General features: G+C 70.6%; 16 protein-coding genes. 5 read left to right on the top strand and 11 right to left on the bottom strand.

What is annotated here, in order from left to right; all coding sequences use genetic code 11:
- Positions 1-48: 48 nt before the first annotated feature.
- From murA to purD, 3 genes are all read right to left on the bottom strand, one after another.
- On the bottom strand, positions 49-1,317 hold the full coding sequence (gene murA / locus ACWEF2_RS26400; RefSeq protein ID WP_453819028.1) for a UDP-N-acetylglucosamine 1-carboxyvinyltransferase: 1,269 nt from the start codon (positions 1,315-1,317) through the stop codon (positions 49-51).
- 191 nt (positions 1,318-1,508) lie between these two features.
- Positions 1,509-2,546 (bottom strand): hypothetical protein, encoded by a 1,038-nt coding sequence (locus ACWEF2_RS26395; protein WP_453819027.1) that lies wholly within the window; start codon positions 2,544-2,546, stop codon positions 1,509-1,511.
- Positions 2,547-2,645: 99 nt separating this feature from the next.
- Positions 2,646-3,881: a phosphoribosylamine--glycine ligase gene (gene purD / locus ACWEF2_RS26390; RefSeq protein ID WP_453819026.1), complete on the bottom strand. Its 1,236-nt coding sequence runs from the start codon at positions 3,879-3,881 to the stop codon at positions 2,646-2,648.
- A 494-nt stretch (positions 3,882-4,375) separates the two neighbouring features.
- On the opposite strand from purD, the gene corA reads away from it, so the two are divergent.
- Positions 4,376-5,515 (top strand): magnesium/cobalt transporter CorA, encoded by a 1,140-nt coding sequence (gene corA / locus ACWEF2_RS26385; protein WP_453819025.1) that lies wholly within the window; start codon positions 4,376-4,378, stop codon positions 5,513-5,515.
- Between the two features lie 166 nt (positions 5,516-5,681).
- On the opposite strand, the gene ACWEF2_RS26380 is transcribed toward corA, so the two are convergent.
- The 4 genes from ACWEF2_RS26380 to fbaA form a co-directional block, all read right to left on the bottom strand.
- Positions 5,682-6,605 carry a glycerophosphodiester phosphodiesterase family protein gene (locus ACWEF2_RS26380; RefSeq protein WP_453819024.1) on the bottom strand — a complete coding sequence of 308 codons (924 nt, stop codon included), beginning with the start codon at positions 6,603-6,605 and terminating at the stop codon, positions 5,682-5,684.
- 88 nt (positions 6,606-6,693) lie between these two features.
- Positions 6,694-7,977 carry an adenylosuccinate synthase gene (locus tag ACWEF2_RS26375; RefSeq protein ID WP_453819023.1) on the bottom strand — a complete coding sequence of 428 codons (1,284 nt, stop codon included), beginning with the start codon at positions 7,975-7,977 and terminating at the stop codon, positions 6,694-6,696.
- 126 nt (positions 7,978-8,103) lie between these two features.
- Positions 8,104-8,523, bottom strand: coding sequence for a DUF3151 domain-containing protein (locus ACWEF2_RS26370; protein ID WP_453819022.1), 420 nt, complete (start codon positions 8,521-8,523; stop codon positions 8,104-8,106).
- 96 nt (positions 8,524-8,619) lie between these two features.
- Positions 8,620-9,642: a class II fructose-bisphosphate aldolase gene (gene fbaA, locus ACWEF2_RS26365; protein ID WP_453819021.1), complete on the bottom strand. Its 1,023-nt coding sequence runs from the start codon at positions 9,640-9,642 to the stop codon at positions 8,620-8,622.
- 165 nt (positions 9,643-9,807) lie between these two features.
- Between fbaA and ACWEF2_RS26360 the strand changes: the two genes are divergently transcribed.
- Both ACWEF2_RS26360 and ACWEF2_RS26355 read left to right on the top strand, forming a co-directional pair.
- Entirely contained in the window at positions 9,808-10,533 is a 726-nt protein-coding gene (locus tag ACWEF2_RS26360) for a DedA family protein (RefSeq protein WP_453819020.1), read from the top strand.
- Positions 10,534-10,611: 78 nt separating this feature from the next.
- Positions 10,612-11,019: a hypothetical protein gene (locus ACWEF2_RS26355; protein WP_453819019.1), complete on the top strand. Its 408-nt coding sequence runs from the start codon at positions 10,612-10,614 to the stop codon at positions 11,017-11,019.
- Positions 11,020-11,047: 28 nt separating this feature from the next.
- Here ACWEF2_RS26355 and pyrE read toward each other — a convergent pair whose 3' ends face one another.
- A complete protein-coding gene (gene pyrE, locus ACWEF2_RS26350) occupies positions 11,048-11,584 on the bottom strand; it encodes an orotate phosphoribosyltransferase (RefSeq protein ID WP_453819018.1) in 537 nt (178 codons plus the stop codon).
- Positions 11,585-11,856: 272 nt separating this feature from the next.
- Between pyrE and ACWEF2_RS26345 the strand changes: the two genes are divergently transcribed.
- Entirely contained in the window at positions 11,857-13,089 is a 1,233-nt protein-coding gene (locus ACWEF2_RS26345) for an NYN domain-containing protein (RefSeq protein ID WP_453819017.1), read from the top strand.
- 40 nt (positions 13,090-13,129) lie between these two features.
- Here ACWEF2_RS26345 and ACWEF2_RS26340 read toward each other — a convergent pair whose 3' ends face one another.
- On the bottom strand, positions 13,130-13,762 hold the full coding sequence (locus tag ACWEF2_RS26340) for a response regulator (protein WP_453819016.1): 633 nt from the start codon (positions 13,760-13,762) through the stop codon (positions 13,130-13,132).
- Positions 13,763-17,941 carry a HAMP domain-containing protein gene (locus tag ACWEF2_RS26335; protein ID WP_453819015.1) on the bottom strand — a complete coding sequence of 1,393 codons (4,179 nt, stop codon included), beginning with the start codon at positions 17,939-17,941 and terminating at the stop codon, positions 13,763-13,765.
- Between the two features lie 121 nt (positions 17,942-18,062).
- Here ACWEF2_RS26335 and ACWEF2_RS26330 point away from each other — a divergent pair, with 121 nt between their 5' ends.
- Positions 18,063-19,604: a PP2C family protein-serine/threonine phosphatase gene (locus ACWEF2_RS26330; protein WP_453819014.1), complete on the top strand. Its 1,542-nt coding sequence runs from the start codon at positions 18,063-18,065 to the stop codon at positions 19,602-19,604.
- 152 nt (positions 19,605-19,756) lie between these two features.
- On the opposite strand, the gene ACWEF2_RS26325 is transcribed toward ACWEF2_RS26330, so the two are convergent.
- Positions 19,757-21,523 (bottom strand): prolyl oligopeptidase family serine peptidase, encoded by a 1,767-nt coding sequence (locus ACWEF2_RS26325; RefSeq protein WP_453819013.1) that lies wholly within the window; start codon positions 21,521-21,523, stop codon positions 19,757-19,759.
- Positions 21,524-21,578: the final 55 nt, after the last annotated feature.

Raw genomic sequence — 21,578 nt, 5'->3', positions numbered from 1 at the left:
AGTGTTTACACAGGTCAGAGTGGTTTTTGGGGGACTGAAACCGGTTGATTATGATGGTGAAATCTCTCGGCGCACATCCGCGCCCAGCGCCTGCATACGCTCGGCGAGATATGCGTGACCCCGGTCGATGAGATATCCCGAGCCGATCACGGTCTCCCCCTCGGCCGCCAGACCGGCGAGGACCAGGGCGATTCCGGAGCGGAGGTCGTGCGCGGTCACGTCGGTTCCGGTGAGCGGGGTCGCGCCGCGGACGACGGCGCTGTTCTCCTTCACCTCGATGTCGGCGCCCATCTTGTTCAGCTCGGAGGCCAGGGCGAACCGGCCGTCGAAGATGCGCTCGTGAATGTAGCTGGCGCCGTCGGCCAGGCAGGCGACCGTCATGATCGGCGACTGCAGGTCGGTGGCGAAACCGGGATAGGTGTCGGTGATCACGTTGATCGGGCGGAGCGGGCGGTCCCGGCGCACGTGGAGCACCGCGCCGTGGTCGGCGAACTCCACGCCCATCTGCTCCAGCTTGTAGCGGACCACGCCGAGGTGGTCCAGGTCCGCGCCGACCAGGTTGACCTCGCCACCGGTGATGGCCGCGGCCATGGCGAACACGCCCGCGTCCAGGCGGTCGGGCATCACGGTGTGCTCGACGGCCTGGAGCTCCTCCACGCCCTCCACGGTGATGAACCCGGTCCCGCCGCCGCTGATCCTCGCGCCCATCCGGGTCAGCATCTCGATCACGTCGAGGACCTCGGGCTCCAGCGCCGCGTTCTCGATCACGGTGGTGCCGCGCCCGAGGGCGCCCGCCATGATCAGGTTCTCGGTGCCGGTGTGCGAGGGGGTGTCGAGGTACAGGGTGGCGCCGGTGAAGCCGGCCGTCTTGACGTGGATGACGGAGTCGCCCTCGTCCACGACCGCGCCCAGCCGCTTGTAGCCCAGGTAGTGGAAGTCGAGGTTTCGGCTGCCGAGGTTGCAGCCGCCCACCCCCTCGATGACCGCCTCGCCGAGACGGTGCAGCAGCGCGGGCACGAACAGCACCGACCCCCGGAAGCGGCGGGCGATCTCGGCGGGCAGCACCGGGCTCCGCAGTGAGGAGGCGTCGATCACCAGCGTGCGCTCCGCCTCGTGCAGCTCGACCTTGGCGCCGATCGCCTCGGCCAGCTCCACCGCGCGGCGTACGTCCTCGATGATGGGGACGTTGCGCAGCACCGTGCGGCCCTTGGCCGCCAGGAGCGCCGCACCGATCATGGGCAGCACGGCGTTTTTGGCACCCTGGATGAAGGCGGTTCCACGGAGGGGGTTGCCACCGCGCACGCGGTAACGGACCATGCGTCATGCTCCTTGGGGGTGGGGTTGCTATTCGTACTGCGGGGGCGGCAGCCGGAGGTCGTCGGCCAACACTAGCCGTTGGATGCCCCCGAACCGGCCACTTCGTGCGGGAACCACCCCATGGGTGACCGATTACTCAGTCGCCCCGAAGCCTCCACGCGATCGCCTCCGCGGGAGGGCCCGCGGGTGTTTCACCCGGCCCGGGAGCCCCGGCCCGCGGGCGTCAGCGGGGAGGCGGCCGACAGCAGGGAGTCGGCCCGCTGGTCGACGAAGCGGGTGACGACCTGCTGGCCGTACCCGAAGGCCATGGCCCAGACCAGGATCGCGGGCTGTGAGGCGAGCCCGGTGAAGCCGGGGACGAAACCCGAGTTCAGGATCAGCAGGCCCAGCACGGCGGTCGCCACCCCGGCCGGTGCCTTGAGCAGGTTCTGCACCACCGCCAGCGAGTAGCGGGTGGACAGCTCGGAGCGGCTGGAGAGCGAGGCCGCCGTGGCCAGGGCGGCGCCCAGGACGCCGATCAGGGCGACCAGGGGGACGTCGCCGTGGCCGGGGCTGCGGCCCCCGGTCGGGCAGATCTGCGCGGGCAGCAGCCCATGGGGCTGGATCACCGCCTGGTTTCCGCACATCGGGATGGCGTCGGGCCAGATCGCGCCGGTGACCACCACGGCCACCACGATCAGGCTCAGCATGAACACCCCGCCGAGCAGCAGGTTGCGGAAGTTGCGGACCCGGCCGGTCTCCATCGCCTGGGCGGTGTAGGCGGCCCGCAGCACCGACTGCATCAGCGGCCTGTCGTCCTCGCCCATGTCCCCGGCCGACAGCCTCGCCTGGAGCTGCGTCAGCCGGGGGTCGTCACCGGGCAGGTAGGCCCGGCCGATCGCCACCACCTCGGGGCCCCGGCCGCGCAGCTCGGCCGTCGGCAGCACGCCGTACAGCATTACGGTCGCGCTGTTGACGTTCGACCAGGCACCCTCGATGGCCTGGCCGGTCAGCCAGCGCCGCAGGCCGTGCCTGGCCCTCGCGTAGGACTCCGCGCGGGCCAGGTGCGTGCCGATGCCCTCGCCCACGGACACGAGCTGACCCGCCTCGTCGCGCATGGTCAGGGCGCGCTCGGCGTCGGCCCGGATCTCCTCGCAGCGCGTGGCCACGTAGACCCGCCAGGTGCCCGGCCAGCGCAGTACCCCGGTGTCGCCGATCCGTTCCAGGGACACCGGGTGGTTGAGCGACATCGTTCCTCCGTGGGGGAGCGGCCGGGACGGGGAAGATCTCCCCGGGCCTATCGCACCACGCCGATCAGGTGCTACGTCCCTCGTCGGCCGAATTGTCGGTCAGGTGCTGCGTCCGGCGATGTCGGTGCGGTGGTGCGAGCCGCGCAGGCGGACGCGGCCGACCGCCCGGTAGGCCGCCGCGCGCGCGGCGGCGACGTCGGGGCCGGTGCCGACCACGCTGAGCACCCGCCCGCCGCCGGAGACGACACGGTCGCCGTCGAACACGGTCCCGGAGTGCAGCACGTAGGCGTCGTCCCCGGCGATGTCGGAGAGCCCCTCGACGACGTCGCCCCTGACCGGCTCCCCGGGGTAGTTCTCGGCCGCGACCACCACGGTCACCGCGGCGCCCTCGCGGTAGGAGAGCGGCCCGAACCCGCCGAGCGTCCCGGTCGCGCAGGCGAGCAGCAGGCCGGCGAGCGGCGTCTGGAGCCGGTCGAGCACAACCTGGGTCTCCGGGTCGCCGAACCGCGCGTTGAACTCGATCACCTTCGGGCCCGCCGAGGTGAGGGCCAGCCCCACGAAGAGCACCCCGGTGTACGGCGTGCCGCGCCTGGCCAGCTCGTTCACGGTCGGGATGACGGTCTCGACCATCACCCGGCCGGTGAGGTCCGCCGGCGCCCAGGGCAGGGGCGTGTAGGCGCCCATGCCGCCGGTGTTGGGGCCCAGGTCGCCGTCGTAGGCGCGCTTGTGGTCCTGGGCAGGCTGGAGCGGCACGGCGGTGGACCCGTCGCAGAGCGCGAACAGCGACACCTCGGGGCCGTCGAGGAACTCCTCGACGACGACGCGCCCGCAGGTCGCCGCGTGCTTGAGCGCCTCCTGCCGGTCGTCGGTGACCACCACGCCCTTGCCCGCCGCCAGCCCGTCGTCCTTGACCACGTACGGCGTGCCGAACTCCTCCAGCGCCGCCGCGGTCTCCTCGGGCGTGACGCAGGTGCGGGACCGCGCGGTGGGCACGCCGGCCGAGGTCATGACCTCCTTGGCGAAGGACTTGGAGCCCTCGATCCTGGCGGCCTCGGCGGACGGCCCGAAGCAGGGGATGCCCGCCCGCCTGACCGCGTCCGCGACCCCGGCGACCAGCGGGGCCTCGGGGCCGATCACGACCAGGTCGGCTCCGAGCTCCCCGGCGAGCCGGGTGACCGCGGCCGGGTCGGTCGCGACCACCGGATGCAGGGTCGCGACCTGGGCGACGCCCGCATTGCCCGGAGCACAGTGAACCTCGGTGACCTGGGGGTCCGCCGCCAGCGACCGGCACAGGGCGTGTTCACGCCCGCCGGATCCAATCACAAGAACGCGCACTCGCCAGAGCCTATCGGCCGCCGGTCGCCCGCCCGTCCACAGGTTGTGGACGGAGAAAGGGCGGCGTCCGCGCGCCGGGTCTCCGTTCGGGTATCCGTTCGAATCTCCGGAACTCCGGCCGCGTTTGTTCCGGCCGTCTTTAGCTCCGGTGGCTCCGGTTCTATGGACGCACTATGTCGAAACGGTGAATGCAGCCGTAAAAAGGGCGCTAATTTCGCCGAGTATGCATGATCGCCTCTCGGGGCGGGAGTATCCTGGGGGGACGTTCCCCAGCCCTGTGCTACCTTTGGGCTGCTTTGCCTGTCCCGTGCCGATTGGAGGTGGTTGGAGATGTCCTCTGGTGATCCCAGCAGTACGTGCTCGCGCACATGTTCCGTGCGCGCCCTCGACCACTTCACACCGGTGTCCGACCGGCCCCACGCGCATTCCCGTTCGAACTGAGGTGACATCGCGTCGCGCGTGGGCAGCGCCAGGTCGGGCGGGAAAGGCTCGCCATGCGCTCTTCGCTTCTTTTTCCCCGTATCAAGCACGTCCGTGCGGTCCGTGCGCCGCGCGCCGCCGCCGTTCCGGTCCGTGACCGGATGAACACCCCGTGCGTCCCGCCGAGCGACTCGCTCGTCGAGTACGCCGCCTACATCGACGGCAAGAAGATCGAGGCTCTGGGCATCACCGACGCCCTGGAGCTGGTCCGCGAGCACAACGCCGCCGAGAAGCGCGAGCACAACGCCGAGGAGAAGGACAACGCCTTCGTCTGGGTCGGCCTGCACGAGCCCGACGCCCCCGAGGTCGAGTGGTTGGCCGAGGTCTTCGCCCTGCACCCGCTCGCCGTCGAGGACGCCGTCAAGGCTCATCAGCGCCCCAAGGTCGAGCGGTACGGCGACTCGCTGTTCATGGTCCTGAAGACCGTCGCCTACCTCGACCACGATGTGCTCACCGCCACCAGCGAGATCATCGGCACCGGCGAGATCATGGTCTTCGTCGGGCCCGACTTCGTGGTGACCGTACGGCACGGCGGGCACTGCCCGCTGTCGGAGGTGCGCGAGCGCCTGGAGGACAAGCCCAAGCTCCTCAACCGCGGCCCGACCGGGGTGCTGCACGCGATCGCCGACCACGTCGTGGACAAGTACCTCACCGTGGCCGACCTGATGCAGACCGAGCTTGAGGACGTCGAGGCCATGGTCTTCGCCGACGTCAGCGCCCGGGACATCGGCCGGATCTACAACCTCAAGCGCGAGATGATCGAGATGAAGCGGTCGGTCACCCCGCTCCAGTCGCCGCTGGCCACGCTGGCCCAGCGCCGCATGATCCCCTCGGAGATGCGCGAGTACTTCCGCGACGTCGCCGACCACCTGGCCCGCGTCTGCGAGCAGGTCGACTCCTCCAACGAGCTCTGCAACTCCATCCTGCAGGCGGCACTCGCCCGCTCCAACGCGCTCGCCAACGAGGACATGCGGAAGATCTCCTCGTGGGTCGCCATCATGGCCGTCCCCACGATGATCGCCGGGGTCTACGGCATGAACTTCACCCACATGCCCGAACTCGACTCCGTTTTCGGCTATCCGATCGTGGTCGCCGTCATGGTGATCGTCTGCTCGCTGCTCTACCGGGGCTTCCGCCGCAACGGCTGGATGTGACCCGCACGGGCCCCGCGGGGAGAGCGGAGCCCTCCCTCTCCCCGGCGCTCCAGGGGCCCGTACGGCGCACCGGGCCCCCGCGCTCAGCCCACCCGGCCCCCCGCGCCCATACGCGCCCCTGTGTTCAGCCCACGCCCGGGCCCCCGCGCCCGAACCCGCCCCGCGCTCAGCTCATCCCGGGCTCGTAGGTCACCGGGGCGGGCAGGCGCATGTCCCGCTCGGCCCACAGGGCGCGCATCCGGTCGGGGTAGTCGGTGACGATCCCGGCCACCCCGAGATCGAGCATCTCGGCGGCCCTGCCGGGTTCGTTGACCGTCCAGACGACCACCGGCAGCTCCGCCTTCTCCGCCCGGCACGCCAGCTCCTCGTCCATCAGGACGTGGTCGGGCGAGAGGGCGGTGCCCCCGGCCGTCGCCGCGACCGCCGGCAGGTCACCGTCGAAGTCCTCCAGTCGCAGGCCGTTGAACCAGGCGCCGTCCATGGTGGCGCGTTCCACCAGGGCGTAGCGCGGGGTCGCCGGGGCCAGTGAGCGGGCCGCGTCCAGGATCCGCCAGTCGAAGCTGAGGATCGCCGCCCCGCCGAGTCTGCGGTGCCGGTCGAGCTCGGCGACCACCAGCTCGGTGAACTCGTGGGGGTCGGCGCTGAGCTCGGGCCTCGTCGGATCCGACTTCAGCTCGACGTGCATCCGCACGCCGTCGGCGCCGTAGGCGTCCACCAGTCCCAGCACGGCCCCGAGCGTCGGCATGCGGGCGCCGGGCACCGGCACCTGCGTCGCGGCGAAACGGTCGCCGGGGTGGCGCGGCAGCCGTACCCCGCAGTCGAGGGTGCGCAGCTGCGCCAGGGTGAGCTCGCCGACGGCCCTGCCCACGTAGGGGAAGAGCGGGTCGTACGGAACGGCCGGCCGGGTGTCGGCGCTGGTCACCGCCGACACCGTCAGGTCGTGGGTGAGCACCAGCCGCCGGTCGGCCGTCAGCGCGACGTCGAACTCCAGCGCGTCGACACCCAGCTCCAGCGTGTGGGCGAGACCGGGCAGGGTGTTCTCCGGCCGGAGCCCGCGGGCTCCCCTGTGACCATGAATCTCGGCATGCACACAGGGACCTTACCGACCTCGCGTCCCGATTTTCCCGCACGGCTCGCGTCCGGGGGGCGGCCGGACGCGAACCTCGCGGGTGACGGGGTCAGATCAACGGGTGAATCTGGAGCGTTTCAGTACGGCCGGGGCCGACGCCGATGGCCGAGACGCGGGCGCCGCTCATCTGCTCCAGGGCCTTCACGTAGGACTGCGCGTTGACGGGCAGGTCCTCGAAGGACTTGGCGCCGGAGATGTCCTCCTGCCAGCCGGGCAGTTCCTCGTACACCGGCTTGGCGTGGTGGAAGTCGGTCTGCGTCATCGGGATCTCGTCGTGACGGACGCCGTCCACCTCGTAGGCGACGCACACCGGGATCCGCTCCAGGCCCGACAGCACGTCCAGCTTGGTGAGGAAGAAGTCGGTGACGCCGTTGATCCTGGCGGCGTAACGGGCGATCACCGCGTCGAACCAGCCGCAGCGGCGGTTGCGGCCGGTGGTCACCCCGTACTCGCCGCCGGTGGTGCGCAGCCAGTCGCCCATCTCGTCCTCAAGCTCGGTCGGGAACGGGCCGGAGCCGACACGGGTGGTGTACGCCTTGAGGATGCCGATCACGCCGGTGAGCCGGGTCGGCGGGATGCCCGAGCCCGAGCAGGCGCCGCCGCTCGTCGGCGAGGAGGAGGTGACGAACGGGTAGGTGCCGTGGTCGATGTCGAGCAGGTTGCCCTGACCGCCCTCCAGCAGCACCACCTTGCCCTCGTCCAGCGCCGTGTTCAGGATCAGCGAGGTGTCGGCGATGTGCGGCTTGAGGCGCTCGGCGTAGCCGAGATACTCCTCCAGGACCTTGCCGGCGTCGATCGCCCGGCGGTTGTAGATCTTGGTGAGGATCTGGTTCTTCTCACCCAGGGCGACCTCGATCTTCTGCTGCAGGATGCCCGGGTCGAGCAGGTCCTGGACCCGCACGCCCATCCGGTAGATCTTGTCGCCGTAGGCGGGGCCGATGCCCCGGCCGGTGGTGCCGATCTTGGCCTTGCCGAGGTAGCGTTCGCTGACCTTGTCGATGGCCTTGTGGTGAGGCATGATCAGGTGCGCGTTGGCCGAGATCAGCAGCCGCTCCGAGGAGACGCCCCGGGCCTCCAGCCCCTCTATCTCGCTCAGCAGCACACCCGGGTCGATGACGACGCCGTTGCCGATCACGGGGATGACGTTCGGGGAGAGCACTCCCGTCGGGAGCAGGTGCAGCGCGTACTTCTGGTCGCCGATGACGACCGTGTGCCCCGCGTTGTTGCCACCCTGGTATCTGACGACGTAGTCGACCTGGTCGCCGAGTAGGTCGGTCGCCTTACCCTTGCCCTCATCGCCCCACTGGGCACCAACGAGAACGACAGCCGGCATCGCTAATCTCCCACCGCAAAAACCAAAGCCCCTGACGCAATCGCGGCAGGGGCTCTTGCGTGGTGAGAATACCCGACCTGCTCGGAAATGGGGATCGCCCCCCGTGGCGGAGGGGGGACCCCGGTCTCAGCGGCCGTTCAGCTCAGCGGCGGCCTCGGGGCTGGAGTCCTTCAGGAACTGCTGGCAGCGCTCGGCCTCCTCCTTCTCGCCGATGGCCTGAGCCGCGCGGCCCAGCGCGTGCAGGCAGCGCAGGAACCCCCGGTTGGACGCGTGGTCCCAGGGGATCGGGCCGTGTCCCTTCCAACCGGCCCTGCGGAGCTGGTCCAGGCCGCGGTGGTAGCCGGTGCGGGCGAACGCGTAGGAGGTCACGGCGTGTCCCGACGCGAAGGACTCGTCCGCGAGCGCGGCCCAGGCGGCCGGATAGGCCGGGAAACGCGCGGCGACGTCGGATGGGTGGGCGCCGGACTCCAGCGCCTCTCGGGCCTCGGGCAGATCCGGTAGCCGGGTGGGCGGCGGACCGGCGAGGAGGTTCTCGTGCGATTCCATAGGGATAGTCCTACCCGGTATACCGGGGGCAGGCCAAGATCGCCCCCTCCCCTCCGGAGGCGCGCCCCCGGAGGGGAGGGGTTCGCCGACCGGCCCTCAGGTGAGCCTGGTGCCCGCGGACTTCAGGTGCCGGCACGCCTCGGCGACCCGGGCGGCCATGGACGTCTCGGCGGCCTTGCCGTACGAACGGGGGTCGTAGGTCTTCTTGTTGCCGACGTCACCGTCCACCTTGAGCACGCCGTCGTAGTTCCTGAACATGTGGTCGGCGATCGGGCGGGTGAAGGCGTACTGCGTGTCGGTGTCGATGTTCATCTTGATCACACCGTAGGAGATCGCCTCGTGGATCTCCTCAAGCAGCGAGCCGGAACCGCCGTGGAAGACCAGGTCGAAGGGCTTCTCCCTGCCGTACTTGGCGCCGACGGCCTCCTGGATCTCCTTCAGCACGCCCGGGCGGAGCTTGACGTGGCCCGGCTTGTAGACGCCGTGCACGTTGCCGAAGGTCGCCGCGAGCATGTAGCGGCCCCGCTCGCCGAGCCCCAGGGCGTCGGCGGTCGCGAGGGCGTCCTCGGCGGTGGTGTAGAGCTTCTCGTTGATCTCGCCGACGACGCCGTCCTCCTCGCCGCCGACAACACCGATCTCCACCTCAAGGACGATCTTCGCGCGGGCGCACTTGTCCAGAAGCTCCTGGGCGATCTCCAGGTTCTCCTCCAGCGGTACGGCGGAGCCGTCCCACATGTGCGACTGGAACAGCGGGTCCTGCCCGCGCGCCACCCGCTCAAGTGAGATGTCGATCAGCGGTCGCGCGAAACCGTCAAGCTTGTCCTTGGGACAGTGGTCGGTATGGAGCGCGACCGTCACGGGGTACTTGGCGGCGACGACCCGGGCGTACTCCGCCAGCGCCGTCGCACCGGTCACCATGTCCTTGACGGTGGTGCCGGACAGGAACTCGGCCCCGCCCGTCGACACCTGGACGATGCCGTCGCTCTCCGCTTCGGCGAAACCCCGGAGCGCGGCGTTGAGGGTCTGGGACGAGGTCACATTGATCGCCGGATAGGCGAACTCACCGGCCTTGGCCCGGTCGAGCATCTCGGCGTAGACCTCTGGAGTCGCGATAGGCATGTGTCATCTCCCTGGAGACGGCTGTGAACAGCTGGCACGGGGCTCTTACGGGCGCAGCCCGTTGTCCAGTATCTCGGGTTCCTTCCCGGACCGGCATGCCGGGCAACCCTCCGAGCCGTGCGAGATATCGATGTGAGGTCTCGGGCACGGGTAGGCTTCACGCCGATGGACCTCCTGCACAATCTCCTCGATCCCAAGTGGTGGCTCGGCCTGCTCGGCCCGTTCGCCACCGTCGGCGTACTCGGCATCATCTTCGCCGAGACCGGGCTGCTGCTCGGCTTCTTCCTTCCCGGCGACTCGCTGCTCGTGGCCGCCGGGGTTTTCAGCACCCCCGAGGCGGCGCAGGCCATCCCCGGCCTCAAGCCGCTGTCGTTCCCCCTGCTGCTGGTCCTGGCCCCCGTCTGCGCCATCGTCGGCGCCCAGCTCGGTCACCACCTCGGCGCCACGTACGGCCGCAGGATGTTCGACCGGCCCGACTCCAAGCTCTTCAAGCGGGAGTACGTCGAGAAGGCCGAGCACTACTTCCAGAGGTTCGGCCCGGCCAGAGCCGTGGTGCTCGCCCGGTTCATCCCGATTGTTCGGACGTTCCTCAACCCGGTCGCGGGCATGCTCGGCATGGACCGCAAGCGGTTCTTCCTGTGGAACTGCGTCGGCGGCGTCATCTGGACCGACGGTCTGCTGATCTTCGGCCGCCTGGTCGGCTCGGCGGTGCCGAACATCGACAAGTACATTCTGCCCGGCGCCATGGTGATCATTCTGCTCTCCGTCATCCCGATCATCCGGGAGGTCGTGAAGGGCCGTAGGAACGGCGGTTCCGGCGTTCCCGAGCCGCAGGGCAAGCACCACCGGAGCGCGCCCCCCGCCACCTCGGGCGGCGACGTCCAGCGCTGACCGGTCTCACCGGTGGGTCGTAGAACTTCATGATCAGCCGCTACCCTCCACAATGTGGGGCGCCACAGGTCTGATCCGATGGGTATCGCCCGCCTTGTCCTCGCGGGTCTGGCGGTGCTGACGACGGTCGCCATGGTCGTGATCGGCGGGCTCTCCCTGACCGGGTCGCTCAGCCCCGATCCGCGGCGGCCCGTCCCCTTCGCGGCCGTCACCACGCCGCCCGCCGCGTCTCTCTCCACCGAGCGGGTCCCCACCATCCTCGTCCGGTGCCCGCGGCAGCGCTGCCCCACGGTCTTCCTCAGGATCACCGGGGGCGACGTGCTGCTCAACCGGGAAATGGTCAAGGACGAGCAGGTCCGGTTCTTCGATCCCAAGATCGATGTGGTGCTGGCCGACTCCGCCGCCGTCCGCGTCGAGGTGAACGGCGTGTCCCGCGCCCCCGGCGAGCCCGGCGAACGCCAGGAGTTCACCGCCGTCCGCGGGTGACCGGCCGCGCGGGCTCTCCCCGGTTTCCTCAGGCGAGACCCAGGTCCTGAAGACCGTAGGCCGTCAGGTACGGCAGGCCCGCCCCGGCGATCGCGGACGCGGCCCCCCGGTCCACGATCGTGGCCACCGCCACGACCTCGGCCCCCGCCTCGCGCAGCGCCTCCACCGCCGTCAGGGGGGATCCGCCGGTGGTGGAGGTGTCCTCCACCACCAGCACCCGCCGTCCCGCCACGTCCGGTCCCTCGATCCGGCGCTGCATGCCGTGCGCCTTCTGCGCCTTGCGGACCACGAAGGCGTCGAGGGCCCGGCCCCGGGCCGCCGCCGCGTGCAGCATGGCGGCCGCCACCGGGTCGGCCCCCAGGGTCAGCCCGCCGACGGCGGCGTAGTCGAGATCCTCCGTGAGGTCCAGCATGACCCGGCCCACCAGCGGCGCCGCCTGCCCGTCAAGGGTCACCCGGCGCATGTCCACGTAGAAGTCCGCCTCCATGCCGGAGGAGAGGACGACACGGCCGTGCACGACGCCCTTGCGCTTGATCTCGGTCAGCAGGTTCTCACGATCGCTCATGGCAACAAGGTTAGGGCGATCCTGGAGGAGCCGGGAGCGGGCGGAGGCGCGGACCGGGCCCGCCGGCACGGCCTTACGAACGGGACAAACTGGTACGGTCTGGGTGAAGACTTCGGCCCATGGTCACGCGCCGGTCGAATCGTCGGGATTCACCCTCAGGCGATCAGTTGCTTGATTACCCTGAGACAGGGCCGTCGGCTGGTCTCTCAGAAGTTCTTCCGGGCTTTTTACGAGCCGGGAAGGGCAGGGCCACGGAGGAAGGGCGGTGTCGCGTGGATCGCTGCGCGCTTTTCGTGGACGCTGGCTACCTGCTTGCCGACGGTGCGATGGCTGTGCACGGCACCCGCCATCGCGAAGTGGTCTCGTGGGATTACCCAGGTCTGCTCAAATTGCTCAACAGTATGTCCAAGGAGCGCACCGGGCTGCCGCTGCTCCGCTGCTACTGGTACGAGGCGACCGTCGAGGGCCGCCGCACCCCCGAGCACGAAGCGCTGGCCGACATCCCCGGCCTCAAACTCCGGCTGTCACGCATCCGCCCGGGACGCCGCGAGGGGGTGGACGCCCAGGTCCACCGCGACCTGATGACCCTGGCCCGCAGCGGCGCGGTCTGCGACGCGGTGGTGGTCAGCGGTGACGAGGACCTGGCGCAGGTCGTCTGCGACGCCCAGGACCTCGGCGTCCGCGTCACCGTCGTGCACATCGCCGCCGACGGCGGCTGGGCCGTGTCCCGCTCGCTCCGCCAGGAGTGCGACGACCTGATCGAGATCACCGTCGGCCACCTGCGGCCGTACGTCAACCTGATCAACGGTGTGGGGGAGTCGCCGGCACTGGCCAACGGCCACCAGCCCACCGCGAACGGTCAGGTCACGGCCTCCCCCGGCCACAACGCCCCACCCCTGGCCCCCGCCCAGGAGACCCGGCAGTCCCGGCCCGCCCCCTCCCAGCCCGCCCTGTCGGCCTATTCGAGCTATTCCCGGGACGCCCCCGCCCCGCCGGCCTCCCAGCCGCCGCAGCCCCCGGCCCCTCAGGCCCCGCCGCCCACCGCCCCGAACCCTCCCGGTTCCCCGACCCCCACCGGTTCCCCGGGTCCTTCCGGCCCCCGGGGCTCGTCGATCCCGCCGACCGGCCCGTTGCCGCCCGCCCCGCCGTACGGCCAGGGGAACACCGGCGGCACCCCCGGCTATCAGACGGGCCAGCTCGGCGTCTACACCGGCCCCCAGCCGGCCCCCGTGCCGGCCCAGAACGCCCCCGGTGGCACGCCCACCCTCTCCGACGCGGTGAAGGCCGCGCACAAGGAGGGCCACGACTTCGGCGAGTCCGTCGCCAAGGACGCCCCCGCCCTGTGGCTGGAAGCCGTCCTCGCCCGTAAACCCCGCATGCCGTCCGACCTGGAGGCCCGCCTCCTGCAGGGCTCCTCCCTGCCGATCGACTTCCTGCTGCACGACGAGGTCCGTCACGCGCTGCGCCGGGGCTTCTGGGACGCCCTGGAGCGGGCCCGTCGTTAGACCTCTCCGGTGACGTGTCGGCCCCGGGCCCCACGAGCCGTCAGGAGAGGGCGTCGAAGCCCGCGCGGAGGTGACCGAGACGGTGGGACAGGTCCGAGAGCGGCCCGGTGAGGCTCGGGTCGTTGGTCTTGCGGGCCAGCTCGACGACCCGGGAGAGCTCGTCCTCGACCGCGGTGAGCCGTCTCGACAGCTCGGGGAGGACCGTCGCCTGGTCGCCGGCGTCGCCGGGGGGCAACTCGGCGGTCAGACGTTCGCGGAGCATCCCGGCCTGCTCCGCCAGGCGGCGGTTCATGTTGTAGAGCTCGACGAACACCGCGACCTTGGCCCGGAGCACCCAGGGGTCGAACGGCTTGGTGAGATAGTCGACCGCACCGGCCGCGTAGCTGCGGAAGGCGTAGTCGGGGGCGCTGTCCACCACCGTCAGGAAGATGATCGGAATGTTGCGGGTGCGCTCGCGCCGCTTGATGTGGGAGGCGGTCTCGAACCCATCCATGCCGGGCATCCGCACGTCCAGCAGGATCAGCGCGAACTCCGTGTTGAGCAGGGCTTTCAGCGCCTCCTCACCCGACCTGGCCCGGACGGGCACCAGGTCGAGTGAGCTGAGGATGGCCTCAAGCGCGATGAGGTTCTCCTCCCGGTCGTCGACCAGGAGGATCTTGGCTCGCTCCGCCATCTATCGCGCCCCTTCGTTGGAGTCGTCCGCCGGCCTGCCCCGGGTGAGCCAGCCGCGCAGACGTTCCAGCAGACGGTCGACGTCCACGGGCTTGGGTACGTAGTCGGAGGCGCCTGAGGCGATGCTCTTCTCCCTGTCGCCTCGCATGACCTTAGCGGTAAGCGCGATGATCGGCAGATCGGCGAACTGCGGCATCCGGCGGATCGCGGACGTGGTGGCCCAGCCGTCCATCTCCGGCATCATGATGTCCATCAGCACCAGGGCGACGTCCTCGTTCCGTTCCAGCTGCTCGATGCCCTCCCGGCCGTTCTCGGCGTAGACCACCGTGGAGCCGTACCGTTCCAGCACGCTGGTCAGCGCGAACACGTTGCGGATGTCGTCGTCCACGATCAGGATCTTGGCCCCGGTGAGCGGATCCTCGCCCTTCCAGGGCTGGACGTCGTGCTCGGGGAAGTGCGAGATCGGCACCTCCTCCGGCATCGTCGCCTCCGGCAGGTCGCCGGCCTCCTCCAGCACCCCGACGATCGTCCGGTTGCGGGGCAGGGAGTTCGGCGCCGCCGCGCCGCCGTCGCGTGCGGCCAGCGGGCCGACGTAGGACGGCGGCAGGTACAGGGTGAAGGTGCTGCCCTGGCCGACCTCGCTGATCACGTGGATCTCACCGCCGAGCAGGCGGGCGATCTCCCGGCAGATCGACAGGCCCAGGCCGGTCCCGCCGTACTTGCGGCTGGTGGTCCCGTCGGCCTGGCGGAACGCCTCGAAGATGACCTCCAGCTTGTCGGCGGCTATGCCGATGCCGGTGTCGACCACCTCGAAGGCCAGGATGCCGTCGGCGCCGCGCAGGGTGTCGTCCACGAAGGCGACGGTCTGCGGGGCGTGGACGACGCGTAGCCGTACCTCGCCCTTGGGGGTGAACTTGATCGCGTTGGAGAGCAGGTTGCGCAGCACCTGCTGCAGGCGCTGCTCGTCGGTGCGGAGCTCCTGCGGGACCGACGGGTCCACCTCGACCGCGAACGACAGCCCCTTGTCCTGGGCCAGCGGGGCGAAGGTGGACTCGAAGTAGTCGACGAACTTCGACAGGGAGATCTGCTGGGGGTGGATGTCCATCCGCCCGGCCTCGACCTTGGACAGGTCGAGGATGTCGTTGATCAGCTGGAGCAGGGCCGAACCGGCGCCGTGGATGGTCCTGGCGAACTCCACCTGCTGCAGGGTGAGGTTGCCCTCGGCGTTCTCGGTGAGCAGCTTGGCCAGCACCAGCAGGCTGTTCAGCGGGGTGCGCAGCTCGTGGGACATGTTGGCCAGGAACTCGGACTTGTAGCGCGAGGAGACCGCCAGCTGCTCGGCGCGCTCCTCCAGCGTACGGCGGGCCTGCTCGATCTGGAAGTTCTGGATCTCGATGGCCCGGTTCTGCTTGGCCAGCAGCGCCGCCTTGTCCTCCAGTTCGGCGTTGGAGCGGCGCAGCTCCTCCTGCTGGCGCTGGAGCTCGTCGGAACGCTCCTGAAGCTCGGTGGTGAGGCGCTGCGACTCGGTCAGCAGGTCCTCGGTGCGGGAGTTGGCGATGATCGTGTTCATCGTGACGCCGATGGTCTCGACGAGCTGGTTCATGAAGTCGTGGTGTATCTCGCTGAACTCCCGGAAGGAGGCCAGCTCCAGCACGCCGAGAACCTGGGTCTCGAACAGGATCGGCAGCACCACGATCTGCGCCGGGACGGAGCTGCTGAGACCGGTGTCCACGGTCAGGTAGCGGGCCGGGACGTCCTGCAGGAGGATTCCCCTGCCCTCCAGCGCGGCCTGCCCCACGATGCCCTCGCCCGTGGCGAAGCGTCTCCGGATCCGGGAGCCGGCGCGCGTGCCGTACCCGGCGATCAGGTAGAGGTCGTGGTCGCCTGTGGGCTCGGCGAGGTAGAAGGCGCCGTAGTGCGCGGAGACCAGCGGGGTCAGCTCGCTCATGATCAGCTTGGCGACCTCCATCAGGTCGCGGTGGCCCTGCATCAACCGGGAGATCCGGGCCAGGTTGGACTTCAGCCAGTCCTGTTCCTGGTTGGCCGTGGTGGTGTCGCGCAGGTTGGACACCATCGTGTTGATGTTGTCCTTCAGCTCGCCGATCTCGCCCTCGGCGTCGACGGTGATCGAGCGGGTCAGGTCGCCCCTGGCGACGGCGGTGGTGACCTCGGCGATCGCGCGGACCTGGGTGGTGAGGCGGCCCGCCAGCTCGTTGACGTTCTCGGTGAGCCGCTTCCAGATGCCCTCGGCGCCCTCGACGCGGGCCTGGCCGCCCAGCTTGCCCTCCGAGCCGACCTCGCGGGCGACCCGGGTGACCTCGGAGGCGAAGGAGGAGAGCTGGTCGACCATGGTGTTGATGGTGGTCTTGAGGGCGAGGATCTCGCCCTGGGCGTTCACGTCGATCTTGCGGGTGAGGTTGCCGTTGGCGACCGCGGTGGTGACCTCGGCGATGTTGCGGACCTGGTAGGTGAGGTTGTTGGCCATGGAGTTGACGTTGTCGGTGAGGTCCTTCCAGACGCCGGAGACGCCTCGGACGCGGGCCTGGCCGCCGAGCTGGCCCTCGGTGCCGACCTCGCGGGCGACCCGGGTGACCTCGTCGGCGAACATGGACAGCTGGTCCACCATGGTGTTGAGGGTGTCCTTGAGCTGGAGGATCTCCCCCTGGGCGTCGGCGGTGATCTTCTTGGAGAGGTTGCCCTGGGCCACCGCGGTGGACACGGCCGCGATCTGACGGACCTGGGTCGTCAGGTTGTTGGCCATCACGTTGACGTTGTCGGTGAGGTCCTTCCAGGTGCCCGACACACCGGGCACCTGCGCCTGACCGCCGAGCTGCCCCTCGGTGCCGACCTCACGGGCCACCCGGCTCACCTCGGAGGCGAAGGAGGAGAGCTGGTCGACCATGGTGTTGATGGTGGTCTTGAGGGCGAGGATCTCGCCCTGGGCGTCCACGTCGATCTTGCGGGTGAGGTCGCCGTTCGCCACGGCGGTGGTGACCTCGGCGATGTTGCGGACCTGGTAGGTGAGGTTGTTGCCCATGGAGTTGACGTTGTCGGTGAGGTCCTTCCAGACGCCGGAGACGCCTCGGACGCGGGCCTGGCCGCCGAGCTGGCCCTCGGTGCCGACCTCGCGGGCGACCCGGGTGACCTCGTCGGCGAACATGGACAGCTGGTCCACCATGGTGTTGAGGGTGTCCTTGAGCTGGAGGATCTCCCCCTGGGCATCGGCGGTGATCTTCTTGGACAGGTCGCCCTGGGCCACCGCCGTCGCCACCGAGGCGATCGCGCGGACCTGGGTGGTCAGGTTGCCCGCCATGAAGTTGACGTTGTCGGTGAGGTCCTTCCACACACCGGAGACGCCGCGCACCTGCGCCTGGCCGCCCAGCTCACCCTCGGTGCCGACCTCGCGGGCCACCCGGGTGACCTCCTCGGCGAACGCCGACAGCTGGTCGACCATGGTGTTGACGGTGTTCTTCAGCTCGAACATCTCGCCGACCGCGTCGACGGTGACCTTGCGGCTCAGATCGCCCTTCGCGACCGCGGTGGTGACCAGCGCGATGTCGCGGACCTGCGCGGACACACGGCTGGACATGGTGTTCACCGCCTCGGTGAGGTCACGCCAGCTCCCCGACATGCCCCGCACGTTCGCCCGGCCGCCCAGGCGTCCCTCGGTGCCGACCTCGCGGGCCACGCGCGTCACCTCGGAGGTGAACAGCGAGAGCTGGTCGACCATGCCGTTGATCGCCTTGCCGAGACGGCGCACCTCGCCCCGGGCGCTGCGATCCAGGTCGATCCTGCGGGACAGATCCCCCTTGGCCACCGCGTCTATCACGTCCGCCGCCCCGCTGACCGGCCCCACCAGGGCGTCGATCAGCGCGTTCACCGAGTCGACGCTCTCGGCCCAGGAACCCACCCCGGGGCCCGGGGTGAGGCGCTCGCCGAACCGCCCCTCCCGCACCACCTCGCGGCGGACCCGGTGAAGCTCGTTGGCGAGGTGCTCGCGGCGGTCGGCGAGCTCGTTGAGGAGCAGGCGAATCTCGCTCAGGATCCCCGGCGGGGCATGCGGCACCCGGCGACGGAAGTCACCGTCGCGCCAGGTGATCAGTGTCTGGAGAATCGGTTGCAGGTCCGATTCGGTGTAACGCCGCTCCTCGACGCCGGACACGGTGTTGGCCGTGGTCATGAGACCTCCTTGACTCCCGGGGGGCGCAGCCGCGAGTCATCCCAGTCTGTCACGGTGCGCAACTCCGAGTCCCGCCTTCGATTTACCCCATGTCAGCGTGAAGTGTGGTAGGCACGGAACAATGACCAATGCTCCCCGCGCCGTGCTGGCCGCGACATTCGCCCCAGGAGACACGGCCGTCCCCGCCGCCAGGCGGTTCACCAGGGAGGTGATGACCGCCTGGGCCGCCGTGTCCGTGATGTCCGCCGCCGAGTCGCTCGCCGGGGAGCTCGCCGCACAGGCGGCGACCGGCGTGCCGTTCGAGGTGATCTGGAACCACCTGGGCGACGGCCTCCAGGTCGAGGTCCGGCAGCGGAACACCTCCGACAGGGCACCCAGCCGTCCCACCGTGCCGGTGGACGAGTGGGGCGTCACCTTCACCGGGCAGCGGCGGACCCACTGGGCCAGGCTCTGGCTGCCCGGATCCGCCGAGCGCCAGGCCGCGGAGTGGTCCACCGAGGAGCCGAGCCGCGGGCCGATCTGGATGGGCTTCCTCGCCGACGCCAGCGACCTGCTCGCGGGGACCCTCAACCCGGACATGGTGCCCGCCATCATCTCCCAGATCGTGGTGCCCCGGCTGGCCACCTGGTGCGCGGTCTACACCTGGAGCGACGGCGGCGGCCCGCAGCGCCCAGCCTACCTGTGGCACACCGACGAGCGGCGCATCGACGGACTACGGGAGGAACTCGCCACGGTCCGGATACCCCAGGCCGGTGGCTCCATGCAGCTCGGTGACTCGCAGATGCTGGTGATCCCGCTCCTCGCCCGGGGACGGGCGCTCGGGGTGATGTGCCTGGGGCGCCCCGACCGCTTCGCCGAGGACGTCTTCCAGTACGCCGAGGACATCGGCCGCCGTGCCGCCCTGGCCATGGACAACGCCCGGCTCTACGCCACCCAGGCGGCGGCCAACCAGGCGCTCCAGCGCAGTCTGCTGCCCCCCGACGAGCCCGGCGAGATCCCGGGGCTCGACTCCGCCGTGGTCTACGAGCCCGCGGGTGAGACCAACGAGGTCGGCGGCGACTTCTACGACCTGTTCGCGGCCGGGGACGGCTTCTGGCGGTTCGCGGTGGGCGACGTCTGCGGCACCGGCCCCGAGGCCGCCGCGGTCACCGGCCTCGCCCGGCACACCCTGCGCCTGCTCGCCAGGGAGGGGTACGGCGTGGCGGCCGTCCTCGACCGCCTCAACCAGGCGATCCTGGAGGAGGGCGACCGGGCCCGGTTCCTGACCCTGCTGCACGGGGAGATCAAGCCCGTGCCGACGGGGCTGGACCTCTGGACGGTCTCCGCCGGCCACCCGGAGGCGCTGCGGCTGCGGCCCAGCGGTGCCGTGGAGACCGTGGTGACCTCCCAGTCGCTGCTGGGGGTCTTCCCCGAGGCGACCTTCAAGGCCGAGCTCGTCCACCTCGACCCCGGCGACGTCCTGCTCGCGGTGACGGACGGGGTGACCGAGCGGCGCCAGGACGGCCGGCTGCTCGACGACAACGGGGGACTGGCCAAGCTGCTCGCCGAGTGCGTGGGGCTGTCGGCCCGTGCGGTCGCCGAGCGGATCCGCCGGGCCGTGCAGGACTTCGCCCCCGAGCCGAGCGCGGACGACCTGGCGATCGTGGTCCTGCGCGCCCGATAGGTCGTGGTTCCGCGCGCCCGGCGGCCCCGCGGTCACGGGCGTTCGCCGGGCCGCGCGCCGCCCACCGGCGCCGATCGGGTCTCCGGGGCGGTGGGGGTGTTTCCGGGGTCGGCGCGCGCGGGGCGCCGGGTCGCGCGGGGCGCCGGAGGCGGTCAGCCCTCCGTCTTGATGTGCTTGCGGGCGAAGTCGAGCTGGGCCGACATCTGGGCGATCCGCTCGGAGACGACCAGCGAGCCGTGCCCCGCGTCGTAGCGGTAGACCTCGTGCTCGTGACCGCGCTCGGCGAGCCTGGACACGTAGGTCTCGATCTGCCCGATGGGGCAGCGCGGGTCGTTCTCCCCGGCCAGGATCAGCACCGGCGCCTCGACCTGGTCGACGTAGGTGATCGGCGAGCAGTTCGCGTAGCGTTCCGGCTGCTCGTCCGGCGAGCCGCCGAGCAGTGCGCGGTGGTAGGCCCGCAGCGACTCGGTCTCCTCCCGGTAGGTGGACAGGTGGTCGGCGATGGGCGCGGTGGCGATGCCGACCGCCCACGTCTTGGGCTGGGTGCCCAGGCCGAGCAGTGTGAGGTAGCCGCCCCAGGACGCGCCGGACAGCACCAGCCGGTCCGGGTCGGCGACACCGCGGTCGATCATGGTCTCCCGGACGGCGGCCACGTCGGCCAGCTCGATGTGCCCGACCTCGCCGCTCAGGGCGTCTCGCCAGGCGGAGCCGTAGCCGGTGGAGCCCCGGTAGTTGACCCGCACGACCGCGAAGCCGAGGTCCACCCATGTGGCCACCTGCGGCAGGAAGGAGTCGTCGTCCTGCGAGGTCGGCCCGCCGTGCAGCAGGAAGACCGTCGGGAACGGCCCCGAGCCGCGCGCGGGGCGCGACACCAGGGCGTGGATGCGCCCGCCCGGGCCCTCCACGTCCACGTCCTCGACCGGGACCGACGGCGGAGAGGTCGGCCCGCCGTGGTTGATGACCACGTGGCCGTTGGTCGACCGGATCACCGGCGGGTGGGCGCCGCTTGACCAGGAGTACTCCACCGAGCCGTCGGGCCGGGGCGCGGCGGAGTCGATCATGCCGTGCTGGGTGTCGATCGGAAAGAGCCTGCCGCCCGCGAGGTCGTAGCGGTGCAGGTGGGTACGGCCGCGTTTGGCCCGCACCAGGAGCAGCGCGCGGCCGTCGTCGTACCAGTCCGCGGTGATCTCACCGGAGTCCGGCAGCCAGATCTCCCGCTGGTCGCCGCTCTCCGGATCCCATACCAGCGGCTCCCTGCGGCCCCGGCGCTCGTGCAGGGTGAGCATCCTGCGGTCGCCGGGCAGAGGCGCGAAGCGCAGGCCGAGGACGCCTTTTCCCGGGCCGTCGTGCAGGTCGCCGACGGTGGCGCCGTTCGGCCGGAGCACCCGCAGCGCGGGGTGACGGGAGTCGCCGTGCTCGCTGTGACTGATCGCGATCAGCGAGCCGTTCAGGGACATGGCCGCCACGGAGGCGGCCTCGGTGTGCTCGTAGATCACGCGCGCGGGTTCGCCCGGCCGGATGACATAGATCTTGAAGCCCTCGCCGGGCCTGGCCATGCCGATCGCCGCCTCGCCCGCCGTGGACAGCGCGATCCCCGTGGGGAAGCCGGGTTCCAGGTCGATCGGCTCGTCGGGGCCGCCGGTGAAGGGCTGACGCGTCCAGCCGCCCCACTCGTCGCCCGCGGTGTCGGAGAACCACCAGATCCACTGGCCGGTGGGGTCGATGGTGCCGTGCGAGGTGCCCTTGGGCCGGGCGGTCGCCTGGCGGGTGATGCCTGTCGAGCGATCCCAGGTGTAGATCTCCCACGCGCCGGAGGCGTTGCTGCGGTAAACGGCCCGGGCCGGGGCGTGGCGCGCCCACACGGGCAGCGTCACGCGTGGCGCTCGGAACCTGGCCTGCCAGCGTTCCTCCGCCTTCATATGGCGCTTCCCCTCGTCAAGGCATGACTTCAAGCGTCCAGGCGCGGGCTCGCCG

This window comes from Streptosporangium sp. NPDC004631 (genome assembly GCF_053601935.1).
This window is presented reverse-complemented; position numbering and strand designations above follow the sequence as displayed.